Consider the following 13,954-nt stretch of genomic DNA (forward strand, 5'->3'; position numbering starts at 1 on the left):
AAGGTGAGATTTAAATGAGTCTAGTTAAAAAAGGTGCTGCTCTATTAATGGTAGCAACAATGGCATTATCTAGTGCCGCTTGTTCAAATAGTAAAACAGAAGGAAAACCTGAAGCACAGGCAAAAGTAGCACCAGTTGAAAAAAATGGTGATAAAACTGTAATTCGCTTCTGGCATGCGATGGGTGGAAAAACACAAGGAGTACTAGATGGTCTTGTTGCAGACTATAATAAGTCGCAAAATAAATATGAGATAAAGGCAGAGTTCCAAGGAACATATGAAGAGTCTTTAACGAAATTTAGAACGATGTCTGCAACGAAAGAAGCGCCAGCTCTTGTTCAATCGAGTGAAATTACAACGAAATATATGATTGATAGTAAAAAAATCACACCAATTGATAGCTGGATAAAAAAAGATAAGTACGATACGTCAAAATTAGAAAAAGCAATTACAAATTATTATTCAGTTGATGGAAAAATGTATTCTATGCCATTTAATTCATCTACACCAGTATTAATTTATAATAAAGATGCTTTCGCAAAGGCGGGCTTAGATCCAGAGAAAGCTCCGAAAACATATGCGGAATTACAAGAAGCAGCGAAAAAGTTAACGATTAAAGAAGGCGGAAATGTAAAACAATATGGATTCTCCATGCTTAACTATGGTTGGTTCTTTGAAGAATTGTTAGCGACACAAGGTGCTTTATATGTAGATAACGAAAACGGCCGTAAGGATGCTGCAAAGAAGGCGGTATTTAACGGTAAAGAAGGACAGAAAGTATTTGGAATGTTAGATGATTTAAATAAAGCTGGCGCACTTGGAAAGTATGGAGCAAGTTGGGATGATATTCGTGCCGCGTTCCAGTCTGGACAAGTTGCTATGTATTTAGATTCTTCAGCAGGTGTTCGTGATTTAATTGATGCATCTAAGTTTAATGTAGGTGTTTCATATATTCCGTATCCAGAGGATTCGAAACAAAATGGTGTTGTTATTGGTGGAGCATCGTTATGGATGACGAATATGGTTTCAGAAGAAACGCAACAAGGTGCTTGGGACTTTATGAAATATTTAACGAAGCCAGACGTACAAGCAAAATGGCATACTGCAACAGGCTATTTCTCAATTAATCCAGATGCATATAATGAGCCATTAGTAAAAGAGCAATATGAAAAATACCCACAGTTGAAAGTAACAGTAGATCAACTGCAAGCAACGAAGCAATCTCCAGCAACACAAGGTGCTTTAATTAGTGTATTTCCAGAATCAAGAGATGCAGTTGTAAAAGCATTAGAAGCGATGTATGACGGGAAGAATAGTAAAGAAGCGTTAGATGAAGCTGCCAAAGCAACAGATAGAGCAATTAGCATTTCAGCTCGTACGAGTCAAAAATAAGAGAAAGCCGTATCCTTAAAAGGGATACGGCTTTCTTTATAGGGAGATAAGGGATCAAAGAAATGATGAAGTCTTATCTCTTTTATATGAGTAAAGGGTCTAGAGTGAATGTTGTCCTTTTCATTATTTATTTAACTCCATTGCCACTTGTTTACCATTTACGAAAACCTCTACTACCGCTACTACAACTTCCATTACTTTTTTCATCGCTCATCTCTCCTTATTTTTTGTTTCATTTCTTACTCTCAGTATAAGGAAATACAGTAATTACAACTATCGAATTGGATGACAAGAGACTTACATTGTTGTAAGGATAATAGTTTAGTTTGTAATAAAGTGAAACTGTAATCAGTGGGGGGCTTACTGCCCGTTAATGCGGGATAAATTTGATTTAAGATTAAGATTCGGAAGTTTCTGTTGTTTTGAACTATAATTAGAAAGAGGGGGGATAATATGAAAAGAATTCTTGTTATTAGTGATATTCATGGAGAGATAGAAAAGTTCGAACAGTTATTGGAAGAAGCACAATATGATGCGAAACAGGATCAATTAATCTTACTGGGAGATTATGTAGATCGTGGTCCAAATGCGCGTGCTGTAATTGAAAAGGTAAGAGAATTGAAAGAAGAGGGAGCACTCATTTTAAAGGGAAATCATGAAGATATGATGATTAAGGCGTTAACGACAAATGAGGAACGTTCATGGAACCATTGGGTAAAAAGAAATGGTGGAGATAAGACATTATATAGCTATGGATTTGTAGAAGAGGATATTGCGGTTAATGACAAAGACTTCCAAAAACCGATTTTACACTCTCGTGTATTAGAGGAACATATAAAGTTTATTCAAGAATTAGATCATTACATTGAAACAGAAGAGTATATATTTGTACATGCTGGGGTTGAACCGATGAAACGAGTTTCTGAATCTGAACCATATACGTTAATGTGGATCCGTAATGAATTTCATAATGGATATAGCGGTGAAAAGGTTGTTGTATTTGGGCATACGGAAACAAAAACGCTTCATGGTAGTGAGGATTGCGGAGTGTATTTTGGTAGTAATCGTATTATTGGAATTGATGGCGGGGCTGTGTACGGTGGTCAGCTAAATTGTTTGGAATTGCCGAGTAAAAAGGTATATGTAATAAAAAATTGAAAGAGATAAGAGGAATCTTATTTCTTTCAATTTTTTATTAAGCTAAATTTAAGACAAAGTTTTTATAATAAAACTTCAAAATTTTAGAAGGAAATAGTTAAAAATGAAACGTAATGTAACTACATTCTTTTGTTATGAAGAGAAGAAATGTAATAATAAATAGAATTGAACTATTTGATGGAAGGTGAGAGCATGCGCTTACTTGTAGTAGAAGATAATGCCTCGTTATTAGAGTCTATCGTACAAATTTTGCGTGATGAATTTGAAGTAGATATGGCAATAAATGGAGAAGATGGATTGTTTTTAGCTCTTCAAAATATATATGATGCAATTTTACTGGATGTGATGATGCCAGGGATGGACGGATTTGAAGTAATTCAAAAAATACGTGATGAAAAGATTGAAACACCAGTCCTGTTTTTGACAGCGAGAGATTCTTTAGAAGATCGGGTGAAGGGATTGGATTTTGGTGGAGATGACTATATCGTTAAGCCATTCCAGGCCCCTGAATTAAAAGCGAGAATTCGCGCTTTACTACGCAGAAGTGGTAGTTTAACAACGCAGCAAACGATTCGTTATAAAGGGATTGAATTGTTCGGAAAAGATAAAGACGTTCAAGTAGATGGACAAAGTATTAAGTTGACATTGAAACAATATGAGCTGCTAGAGTATCTCATTCAAAATAGCGGGAAGATTTTAATGCGTGAACAAATTTTTGATCGTGTTTGGGGATTTGATTCAGATACGACAGTAGCCATTGTGGAAGTGTATGTGCATCATTTGCGTAAAAAATTAGAACCATTCGGTTATCAGAAAGATATTCAAACCGTTCGAGGTATTGGATATATATTAAAAGAACAATGAAAAAGGGAAGTATGTTTCAAAAGACACGCATTCGTTTGACTATAGTGAATTCATTAGTATTTATCCTATTAATAGGTATATTAGGTAGTATTATTTATTCATACACATATAAGCGTATTTATAATGAAGTGGATCAATCTATAAAAATGATGGCTCAGTATAGAGAAAAATTAGATGTTAAAATACCACCAAGAAAACGTATGGAGAATATCCAAATTGGAGATCCGCGAGTAACTAGAATAACTTGGAATGGGAAAATAGTGAAAATAGAGGGCGATAACCGTAAATTCCGTTCTATTTTTGAAGAGAATTTGGAAAAGTTTTCTCCGGAAAAAATAGGGGAGTTACAAGATATCAAAGTACAAGGACGATATTTTAGAGCATTTTCGCTTCAAAAAGATGGAGAAATAGTTCAAATCGTGCGAGATATAACAGCGGAAGAAGGAATGTTAAATACTTTATTTTTAATTCTTATTATAGGTTGTAGCATAGGAAGTTTATGTGCAATAGGAATCGGCTTTTTCTTAGCTGGCAGGGCACTCGTACCTATTCAAAATTCATGGGAGAAACAGCAGCAATTCGTTTCTGATGCATCACATGAACTAAGGACACCACTTGCAGTTATTCAATCAAAAACGGATGTGTTATTTCAGTCACCATCCGCTACGATAGAAGAAAAAGCGATGGATATTTCTACAATTTCAAAAGAATGTAGGCGTTTATCAAAACTAGTTAGTAATTTATTATTGCTAGCCCGTTCTGATTCTAATCAAATTGAGATGGATAAGAAAATATTTGAACTCGATAAATTGTTAGAAGAAATAGTAGCTCCATATAAGGAGATTGCTTCTTATCAAGAAAAAGAAATGATACTAAAAGTAGAACGTGACGTATCTTTTATGGGGGATAGAGAGCGGATTCATCAAATGATGGTCATACTGTTAGATAATGCGATGAAGTATACAAATGAAGGTGGGCATATTCAAATTGATTGCACGCAAACGAGTAGTTCAATTCGTATACAGGTGAAAGATGACGGGATAGGAGTGAAAGAAGAAGATATTCCAAAATTATTTGATCGTTTTTATCAAGGGGATAAAGCAAGAAGTACGTCAGAAGGAGCTGGATTAGGTCTTTCAATCGCAAATTGGATTGTAGAAAAGCATTACGGAAAAATATCAGTAGAGAGCAAATGGGGAGATGGCACTTGTTTTGAAGTGATTTTCCCTAAAAACCAAAAAATATAAGTAAAAAGACGACCTTGTTTTTACACAAGGTCGTCTTTTTTTAAGGTAAAGTTAAGAAACTATTTATATTATGTATGGCATAAAGAAAGTTCGTTACATGAAGAAGAGACTAGGTGTATGTGAGTGGGGTTTATCAATCATAATGTTATCTCAAGCAGCGATGAGATGTATGTATAGTATTAAAAAAACTAGGGGAATGATGGGAAAGAAAGTATAAGAGGGAGGAATTAATTTTGAAAAAGAAAATGATGACGGTATTCACTATTGGAGTAATGAGCTTAAGTATATTAGGGGGTGCCTCTCCTTCTGAAACACAAAAAGGAAAGACTGATTACACGCAGCGCAGTAAAGAACAATTAAATAATGGTAAGATACATGCAGTGCATACAGAAGAAAAAGCAGAGAAACTAGGTATTGAAACGGAAGGAAAAGAACAAATTACACTAGAAAAAGAAATTCATGAAACAGAAGTAGGAAGGGAAGCAGAGCAGTTAGGCATATCGATTGAAGGAAAAGATGTTGGGGCGTTGTCAGAAGAAATCTATGAAACAAAAGTGAAGCAAGAAGCGTTAAAACTAGGCATATCTATAGAAAATACATCAATTGTAAATTTAATTAATCAAATTAATATGATTAAAATTAATGATGAAGCAGATAAATTAGGTATTTCGACAAATGGAAAAGAAATAGAGGACATTGCAGAAGAAATCTATGGAAAGAAAGTAAGAGAAGAAGCAGGGAAGTTAGACATTTCTCAAAAGGGAAAAGAAATTGAAGAATTAGCACAAGAGGTGTACGAACAAAAAGTGCAGGAAGAAGCAAAAAAATATCATATTGATTTGTATGGGAAAGATATATATCAAGTATTAAGAGAAATTAATGAACAAAAGGTGCTACAATTGGCAGATGAGCTTAATATGGACAAAGCGAACATGAATATTCAAGAGCTAACAGAAAAAATAAAAAAAGATCAACCTGAGAGAGAAAAAGAACTAAATTTTGTACCAGTGATTCGAACGGATGCTGACGCATTTTATTCTTATTTAACGAACTAAAAAGGGCGTGAGAGTGATACGGAGGTTTAAGTGGTATATATGTATAGCATTACTAGCTATAGCGGTATGGAGTGTATATACAAATGGAGTTACAAAGTATGTGGAGAAGTTGACATTCTTCAATATACAAAACGGAAAAGAACCGGAATTTAGTAATAATGATGAAAAGGTCATTTTATCAAGTGTACCATTAATTCAGCAACTACCAGAGCTAGATCGAGGCTGTGAAGTGACAAGCTTAGCGATGATGTTACAATACGCTGGTGTTTCAGTGGATAAGATGACATTAGCAAATGAAATAAAAAAAGTTGATTTTATAGATGATGGTGTGCGCGGGAATCCAAATGAAGGATTTGTAGGTAATATTTATACATTTTCTGAATCAGGATACGGTGTATATCATGGGCCACTTTTTCAGTTAGCGGAAAAATATTTACCTAATAAAGCTGTAGACTTAACAGGGAAGAATATAGAAGAAATTTATAAGAGTGTAAAAGCAGGACAACCGGTAGTCATGATCACAAATGCAACATTTGCACCATTAGATGCAGATGAATTTACTACATGGGAAACAAATAGTGGAGATGTTTCAATTACGTATAATGAACATTGTGTAGTGCTTATTGGATATGATAAGGAATTTGTATATATTCGAGATCCTCTTAATGAAAGTTTAGATGTAAAAATACCGAGAGAAAGTTTTGAAAAGGCATGGATGCAAATGGGGAGTCAGGCGATTAGTTATGTGAAAAGCTCTAAATGAATGAGTAAGGAAAGAGATGTAAGGAATTGTAAGAGGAGTTTTTGTGGGGGTTTTTTGTTACGAAATAAGAGAACTTGAACTTATTATATAAGCTGAAGTTCTCTTATTTTTTTATGATTACATCTTTAGAAGGAGTGAATATGTAAAAATGCATAATTGACGAAAAATTTACATGTTATCATTATATATTGTTTTATATATGTTAATTGTATAAAATGACACAAGTATCCACATTACATAAAGGAGGCTTATTATGCAAAAAATATTTAACGGGGTTAAATGTATGAGTATCAATAAAAAATTAATCATTTCATTTTTTATTATTTTAACTATACCAGGAATTATTATCGGTGGTGTTTCATATCAAACTGCCAAAACAAATTTTGAACATCAAATGACAGCTAAAGCAAAGGAGAATATTTCGATTTTAAATACTGTTATTTCTCAAAATATAGAAGAGAAATTTGTTGATGCGACGTACTTTGCAGACATCTTAACAGAGGATACATATCCAAATGGACAGGAAGAAATAGTAAGAACGAAGCTAGCGCAATATATAAAACTGCATCCAGAAGTAGAAGGTATTTATATTGGAACAGAGACAGGAAAGTTTATAAGAGAACCATTTATCAAAATGGATGATGGGTATAATCCAACAGATAGATCTTGGTATAAAGAAGCACATGAAAATAAAGGGAAAGTAATTGTTACTGCACCATATCAATCAGCATCTACAAAAAATATGGTAGTAACAATTGCAAAAGAAGTAAAAGATGGTAAAGGTGTTATAGGAATTAACTTAAATTTAGATAACATCTTGAAAATTTCCAAAATGATTAACATTGGTGAAAAAGGTTATGCAGTTATTTTAGATCAAAATAAGCAAATTGTTAGTCATCCATCTAGAAAACCAGGTGCAAAAGTTACTGATCCTTGGATTAAACCGATTTATGAAGAAAAACAAGGAAATGTCTCTTATACAGAACAAGATGATAAAAAGAATTTAATCTTTGCAACAAATGAGAAAACGGGCTGGAAAGTAGTTGGAGTTATGTTTGATGAAGAAATTACCCAAGCTGCGAATCCAGTATTTTATAAGACTTTTATTGTTATTGCTATTGCTATTGCATTTGGTAGTATATTAATTTATTTCATTACAAAGTCTATTACAGGGCCATTACGAAAAATAGCTGAATCGGCATATAAAATTAGTAAGGGAGATTTAACAGAGAAAATTACAATCCATTCCAAGGATGACATAGGGAAATTAGGGAATTCATTTAATGAAATGTCTACGTCTTTACAAGATGTTATTACCCAAATTAGCTTTTCAGCAGAACATGTTGCAGCATCGGCTGAAGAGTTAACAGCGAGCGTACAGCAAGCAAATGATGCGACAGATCAAATTACAATTGCGATGGAACAAGTATCAGGTGGGGCTGAGTCACAAAGTCAAGGTGTTGAAGAAGGTGCTGCTACATTACAACAAGTAAATACAGCAATTCAAGATGTAACCGGAAGCGCAGAGTCAATTTCTATTTCCTCATTACATGCCCGTGAAAGAGCTGAAGAGGGAGAAGATTTAGTTGAACAAACCGCAAAACAAATGCAGTCTATTTCTAGGTCGGTATCCGAGTCAGATGCTATTATTAAACTTCTTGATGAGAAATCAAAGCAAGTAGGAGCTATTTCTGAAGCAATTCAAAACATTGCAACTCAAACAAACTTATTAGCTTTAAATGCGGCTATTGAAGCAGCAAGAGCAGGTGAACAGGGACGAGGATTTGCTATTGTAGCAGATGAGGTTAGAAAATTAGCAGAGCAATCAGGAGAGTCATCTGGAGAGATTGCAAATTTAATTGCAGAAATTAAGGCGGATATTGAACATACTGTTAAGGCGATGGATAATGTGAATGGAGAAGTTCAACAAGGCCTTGATGTTGTAACAAAAACGAAAGTAAGTTTTACGGAAATTTTAAGTTCTACTACACATATTGTTTCTCAAGTTAATCAAATGGTAGAAACAACGAAGAGAATTGCTGGAGATGCAAATGAAGTGACAAATGCTATTGATGAAATTGCAGCTGCTGCAGAAGAAAATACAGCTAGTATGCAAAGTGTTGCAGCTTCAACAGAAGAACAGGTTAATTCCATGGAGGAAATTAGTTCAGCTTCGCAAAACTTAGCTGAGATGGCAGAAGAACTACAAGCGATGACTAGTAAATTTAAAGTATAATAACAGCAGATAAGTAAGGTGAAAATAATATCACCTTACTTATTTTTCTATTCAGCAATTAGGGGAGTCATTAACAGGATGAAAAAAAGAAAAAGACTATGGAATTTATGGAAAACGATTACATTGTTAGTTTGTACAGTTGTAATTTTTTCTTTACTTGTGACAGATATATTAATTAGTCATAATGTAGAACGGACGACGGAGGATAGCCAAGCAGAGAAAGCAAAAACAATTGCACACATTGTGGCGAATGATTCGATTGTAATCGATGGTTTGGTTGGGAAAGCAGATACCTCTGCAATCCAAACGTATACAAATAGAATATTACAAAACACAGGTGTTCAATTTATTGTAGTTATGGACATGAATGGAATAAGAAAGTCACATCCAAATCCTCAAAAAATAGGGCATCATTTTATTGGGGGAGATGAAGGGCCTGCATTGAAAGGAAAAGAACATGTATCGTTAGCAGAAGGAACTTTAGGTATTTCCATGCGAGTGTTTGTACCAATATTTTCTGAAACAGGTGAACAACTTGGAGCAGTGGCTGTTGGTATTTCAGCAGATAATGTAAAAGAGAGAGTTAAGGAAAGTAGACATATCATTTATATTGGTGTCGGAGTGGGTGTATTAGTCGGAATTATAGGAGCAATATTGCTAGCTAGACATATAAAGAAAAGTTTATTCGGTCTTGAGCCGCACAGGATAGCAAAAATTCTTGAAGAAAGAAATACGATGCTACAATCTGTAAAGGAAGGTATTATTGCTGTAGATAAAGAGGCTAGAGTAACGTTAATTAATAATGAAGCGAAACGTCTATTTAAAAAAAGCGGACTTGAAGAAGATTTTATCGGTAAAGATGTTGAGTTGTATATGCCAAATTCACGTATAAAAGAAGTATTGCAAACGGGAGAAGTACAATTAAACGAAGAACAAAATATTTATGGAATTACGATTGTGACGAATCGAGTTCCTTTATATGTAAAAGGAGAAATAGTTGGTGCAATTGCAACATTTCGTGATAAAACAGAGATTAGAAAACTAGCAGAGGAACTAACTGGTATTAGACTATATGCAGAAGCATTACGGGCACAATCTCATGAGTTTATGAATAAGATGCATGTCGTATTAGGGCTTACACATATGAAACAGTATGAAGAATTACAGAAGTATATAAGCGGCATGGTATCAGAGCATCAATATGAAATTGGTGGAGTTATGAAAAGAATAAAAAGTCCAGTATTTGCTGGTTTTTTACTAGGTAAGCTCAGCTATGCTAGAGAGAAAAATATAAAATTAATTATAAGTGAAGATTCTTATATGCCGGAAATAGATGATGAAAGTATTACTCATGAACTTATTACGATTGTCGGAAATTTAATTGATAATGCATTAGAAGCAGTGACGAATTGTGAAAAGAAGCAAGTTGAAGTTGAGATACAACATGGGGATATACTAACTATTACAGTACAAGATACGGGAAAAGGTATACAAGAAAAAGAAATAGAGGAATTATTTACGAAAGGTTATTCCACAAAGGGAGATAACCGCGGTTATGGTTTGTATCTTGTAAAAGAAAGTATACAGCGAATAAATGGGGAAATTCATATGCATTCATTAGTAGGAAAGGGAACAACGATAACAATTGAAATACCTAAAGGTAGGGATGAGAGGCAAATATGATTAAAGTTTTAATTGTAGAAGATGACCCGATGGTAGCAATGTTAAATACGCATTATTTAGAACAAGTAGGAGGGTTTGAACTTGTTCAAGCAGTTAACTCAGTAAAGTCAGCGATAGAAGTATTAGAGAAATCACGAGTAGATTTAGTATTACTTGATATTTTTATGCCTGAAGAGACTGGGTTTGAGCTTTTAATGTATATCCGGAACCAAGAAAAAGAAATCGATATAATGATGATTTCAGCTGTACATGATATGGGGAGTATTAAAAAAGCATTACAATATGGAGTTGTAGATTATTTAATTAAACCATTTACATTTGAACGATTTAAAGAGGCATTAACTATATATCGAGAAAAATTTACTTTCATGAAAGAACAACAAAAAATTAGTCAATCGGAATTAGATTCGTTAATTTTACAAAAAGAAAAAAGAGAGCCTACTGTCACTAAAGAGCTTCCGAAAGGTTTAACGAAGCAAACGTTGCAATTAATTTGGCAGAAGATCGAGTCTCTGAATGGAAGAGTATTTACAACAGATGAAATGGCACAATTAGTTGGAATTTCAAGAGTTTCTATTCGAAAATATGTAATGTTTCTGACTGACATTGGGGTGTTAGAAAACGAAATGATGTACCAACATGTGGGAAGACCTGTAAGTAAATTAAGATGTGTTGATCAAAAGAAAATAGAGTTTTACGTATAAGCGACTTAATATAAGTCGCTTATACTTTTTTTAATTACAAAATCAATTACAAAACTTACAAAAACTATTTTTACTATTGAAAGCGTTTTAATATTGTTATTAAGAAAACGAGGGGGTGCCATATGGGAATTCAAAAGAATGTGGAAGCGGTATCATTTTCTGAAGGAAATGAAGTACAAAGAGAATCTTTCGCTTCTAAAATTATGAATGTAAAAATCGGTGTTATACCTTTACCATTATATGTAGTATTGGCTGCTATTATTTATGGGGCATCTGTATATAATAAATTGCCAGCAGATATGATTGGTGGATTTGCAGTTATTATGATCATGGGGATTTTCTTAGGCGATATTGGGATGAGAATTCCAATTTTAAAAAATATCGGCGGTCCAGCAATACTTTCGTTATTTATTCCATCATTACTTGTATTTTTTAACTGGATGAATCCAGCTTCAATGGAAGCTGCGACTATGTTAATGAAAAAATCGAACTTTTTATATTTATATATTTCTTGTTTAGTAGTCGGAAGTATTTTAGGAATGAACCGTAAAGTGTTAGTACAAGGTTTCGTTCGCATGTTTATTCCTTTAGTAGTAGGGACGTTAGCTTCTGTAGCAGTAGGATTATTGGTCGGTTCATTATTTGGATTTGAAATGAAGCACACATTCTTCTTTATCATCGTACCAATTGTGAGTGGTGGTATCGGGGAAGGGATTTTACCATTGTCGCTAGCTTATAGTGATATTTTAAATGAATCATCAGCAACGTTTGTATCACAGCTTATTCCAGCAGCTATTATTGGAAATATGTTCGCAATTGTAAGTGCAGGGTATATGAAGCGTTTAGGTGAGAAGAAACCGGAGCTTAGTGGTAACGGTGTATTAGTGAAAACAGACAATCAAGCAGAATTATTAAAAGAACAAAATACAGAGAAGCCAATTGACTTCTCATTAATGGGAGCAGGTTTATTAATTGCGTGTACGTTCTTCATCTTCGGAGGATTTGCTTCTAAGTTCATCGGTATTCCTGGGGCAATCATTATGATTTTCTCAGCAGCGCTTGTGAAATACTTTAAATTAATGCCAGCAAAAATGGAGCAAGGAGCATTCCATTTATATAAATTTATTTCGAAGAATTTAACTTGGCCTTTAATGGTTGGATTAGGATTGCTATATATTCCGTTAAAAGACGTAGCAGCAGTTCTTTCAGTAGGATATGTTGTTGTGTGCGCATCGGTTGTTCTTACAATGGTAGCATCAGGTTTTCTTGTAGGGAAAGTGATGAAGATGTATCCAGTTGAATCGGCGATTGTAACTGGATGTCATAGCGGTTTAGGTGGAACTGGAGATGTTGCTATTTTATCGGCTTCAAATCGTATGGAATTAATGCCGTTCGCGCAAATTTCGACTCGTTTAGGCGGGGCAGCAATGGTTGTAACGGCGACAATATTATTAAAGATGTTTTCATGATCAAACAAGCTAGCTATATTCATATAGCTAGCTTGTCAAATTAAGGGGAGATTATAAGTATGTTAGCAAATCAAATTAATGAAAGATCATTGTTATTGCATAAAGAATTAGTAGGGAAAATTGAAATTACAAGTAAAGTTGAGGTAAATTCAGCGGATGATTTAAGCCTGACGTATACACCAGGTGTAGCGGAGTCTTGTAAGGCAATTGCAGCAGATGAAGAAACGGTGTATGACTATACAGCACGTGGCAATATGGTGGCAGTTGTTTCAGATGGAACAGCAGTACTCGGCTTAGGAAACATTGGACCGAAAGCGGCTATGCCTGTTATGGAAGGAAAAAGTATTTTGTTTAAGAAGTTTGCGAATGTAGATGCTTTCCCATTATGTTTAGGCACAACGGATGTAGATGAAATCGTTACCCTTGTAAAAAATTTAGAGCCTACATTTGCAGGGATTAATTTAGAAGATATTGCAGCACCGCGTTGTTTTGAAATTGAAAAACGATTAAAAGAAGAAACGAATATTCCTGTATTCCATGATGATCAACATGGAACAGCTATTGTCGTTTTAGCAGCTGTTATTAATGCATTAAAAGTTGTTAGCAAACAAATGGATAATGTGAAAATTGTTATTAACGGTGCGGGTTCGGCAGGAATTGCAATTGGAAAATTATTATTAAAGGCTGGTGCAAAGCACATTACGCTAGTTAGCCTAGAAGGTATTGTTTGTGAAGGTGAAACATGGATGAACGAAGCACAAATTGAAGTTTCAAAAAAGACAAATCGTGAACATGTGCGTGGAACGTTAAAAGAAGCGATTAACCAAGCTGATATTTTTATTGGCGTATCTGCTCCTAACGTATTAACGAAAGAACTTGTACAGACGATGAATGAGAAAGCAATTGTGTTTGCAATGGCGAATCCAATTCCAGAAATCTTCCCTGAGGATGCATTAGAGGCTGGGGCAGCCGTAGTAGGAACTGGGCGCTCGGATTATGCGAATCAAGTAAATAATGTATTGGCGTTTCCCGGAATATTCCGCGGTGCGTTAGATGTGCGCGCAACTGATATTACAGAAGAGATGAAATTAGCGGCAGCATATGGGATCGCTAACATCATTACTGATGAAGAACGTAATGCGAATTATGTAATCCCGAATCCATTAGATAAAAGAGTTGTTCCAAGTGTTGCGGAAGCAGTAGCGAAAGCAGCTATTGATTCAGGCGTGGCACAAATTACGAAAATACCACGTTATTAATAGCTAAAAGCAGTGCCTAAAAGGCACTGCTTTTTTGAGATAAGAAATCAAAATAATGAAGAAGTGTAGAATTATTTATGTTTCTTCACTATTTATTTAATTCCATTGCAACTTGTTTACCATTC

11 protein-coding genes and 1 pseudogene are annotated in these 13,954 nt (G+C 34.5%); all 12 read left to right on the forward strand.

The window, feature by feature from the left end:
• The first annotated feature begins 14 nt into the window (after positions 1-14).
• The 12 genes and pseudogenes from MKY21_RS02895 to MKY21_RS02945 all read left to right on the forward strand — a co-directional run bounded on the left by MKY21_RS02895 (position 15) and on the right by MKY21_RS02945 (position 13,829).
• Positions 15-1,391 carry an ABC transporter substrate-binding protein gene (locus MKY21_RS02895; protein ID WP_000060602.1) on the forward strand — a complete coding sequence of 459 codons (1,377 nt, stop codon included), beginning with the start codon at positions 15-17 and terminating at the stop codon, positions 1,389-1,391.
• A 453-nt stretch (positions 1,392-1,844) separates the two neighbouring features.
• Complete coding sequence (locus tag MKY21_RS02900) at positions 1,845-2,549, forward strand: metallophosphoesterase family protein (RefSeq protein ID WP_000821967.1); 705 nt, start codon at positions 1,845-1,847, stop codon at positions 2,547-2,549.
• A 192-nt stretch (positions 2,550-2,741) separates the two neighbouring features.
• Positions 2,742-3,413 carry a response regulator transcription factor gene (locus MKY21_RS02905; protein ID WP_341075387.1) on the forward strand — a complete coding sequence of 224 codons (672 nt, stop codon included), beginning with the start codon at positions 2,742-2,744 and terminating at the stop codon, positions 3,411-3,413.
• Positions 3,410-4,660, forward strand: a complete 1,251-nt coding sequence (locus MKY21_RS02910) for a sensor histidine kinase (RefSeq protein ID WP_082186567.1) — start codon at positions 3,410-3,412, stop codon at positions 4,658-4,660. Before MKY21_RS02905 ends, MKY21_RS02910 begins: the two co-directional genes overlap by 4 nt.
• Positions 4,661-4,893: 233 nt before the next feature.
• On the forward strand, positions 4,894-5,715 hold the full coding sequence (locus MKY21_RS02915; protein ID WP_000728583.1) for a hypothetical protein: 822 nt from the start codon (positions 4,894-4,896) through the stop codon (positions 5,713-5,715).
• Between the two features lie 13 nt (positions 5,716-5,728).
• The gene (locus MKY21_RS02920) at positions 5,729-6,478 is read left to right on the forward strand and encodes a C39 family peptidase (RefSeq protein ID WP_002004381.1); all 750 of its coding nucleotides are present in this window, start codon (positions 5,729-5,731) and stop codon (positions 6,476-6,478) included.
• Positions 6,479-6,872: 394 nt separating this feature from the next.
• Positions 6,873-7,775: pseudogene (locus tag MKY21_RS31120) on the forward strand (HAMP domain-containing protein); the annotation flags it as partial.
• A 120-nt stretch (positions 7,776-7,895) separates the two neighbouring features.
• Positions 7,896-8,714: a methyl-accepting chemotaxis protein gene (locus MKY21_RS31125; protein WP_432804035.1), complete on the forward strand. Its 819-nt coding sequence runs from the start codon at positions 7,896-7,898 to the stop codon at positions 8,712-8,714.
• 78 nt (positions 8,715-8,792) lie between these two features.
• Entirely contained in the window at positions 8,793-10,397 is a 1,605-nt protein-coding gene (locus tag MKY21_RS02930) for a sensor histidine kinase (RefSeq protein WP_000746420.1), read from the forward strand.
• Positions 10,394-11,101, forward strand: coding sequence for a response regulator (locus MKY21_RS02935; RefSeq protein WP_000598689.1), 708 nt, complete (start codon positions 10,394-10,396; stop codon positions 11,099-11,101). The genes MKY21_RS02930 and MKY21_RS02935 overlap by 4 nt, the downstream gene beginning before the upstream one ends.
• A 122-nt stretch (positions 11,102-11,223) precedes the next feature.
• A complete protein-coding gene (locus MKY21_RS02940; protein ID WP_000512722.1) occupies positions 11,224-12,570 on the forward strand; it encodes a 2-hydroxycarboxylate transporter family protein in 1,347 nt (448 codons plus the stop codon).
• Positions 12,571-12,629: 59 nt separating this feature from the next.
• A complete protein-coding gene (locus tag MKY21_RS02945; RefSeq protein ID WP_000880782.1) occupies positions 12,630-13,829 on the forward strand; it encodes an NAD(P)-dependent malic enzyme in 1,200 nt (399 codons plus the stop codon).
• Positions 13,830-13,954: the final 125 nt, after the last annotated feature.

The sequence above is a fragment of the Bacillus sp. FSL R9-9497 genome, assembly GCF_038005805.1.
GTDB lineage: Bacteria > Bacillota > Bacilli > Bacillales > Bacillaceae_G > Bacillus_A > Bacillus_A cereus.

What these genes read in the sequence shown, in the direction of transcription:
- MKY21_RS02910 (WP_082186567.1), top strand. Translation starts at nt 3,410, where the DNA reads ATGAAAAAGGGAAGTATGTTTCAAAAGACACGCATTCGTTTGACTATA.
- MKY21_RS02940 (WP_000512722.1), top strand. Translation starts at nt 11,224, where the DNA reads ATGGGAATTCAAAAGAATGTGGAAGCGGTATCATTTTCTGAAGGAAAT.
- MKY21_RS31125 (WP_432804035.1), top strand. Translation starts at nt 7,896, where the DNA reads ATGGAACAAGTATCAGGTGGGGCTGAGTCACAAAGTCAAGGTGTTGAA.
- MKY21_RS02935 (WP_000598689.1), top strand. Translation starts at nt 10,394, where the DNA reads ATGATTAAAGTTTTAATTGTAGAAGATGACCCGATGGTAGCAATGTTA.
- MKY21_RS02945 (WP_000880782.1), top strand. Translation starts at nt 12,630, where the DNA reads ATGTTAGCAAATCAAATTAATGAAAGATCATTGTTATTGCATAAAGAA.
- MKY21_RS02900 (WP_000821967.1), top strand. Translation starts at nt 1,845, where the DNA reads ATGAAAAGAATTCTTGTTATTAGTGATATTCATGGAGAGATAGAAAAG.
- MKY21_RS02930 (WP_000746420.1), top strand. Translation starts at nt 8,793, where the DNA reads ATGAAAAAAAGAAAAAGACTATGGAATTTATGGAAAACGATTACATTG.
- MKY21_RS02905 (WP_341075387.1), top strand. Translation starts at nt 2,742, where the DNA reads ATGCGCTTACTTGTAGTAGAAGATAATGCCTCGTTATTAGAGTCTATC.
- MKY21_RS02895 (WP_000060602.1), top strand. Translation starts at nt 15, where the DNA reads ATGAGTCTAGTTAAAAAAGGTGCTGCTCTATTAATGGTAGCAACAATG.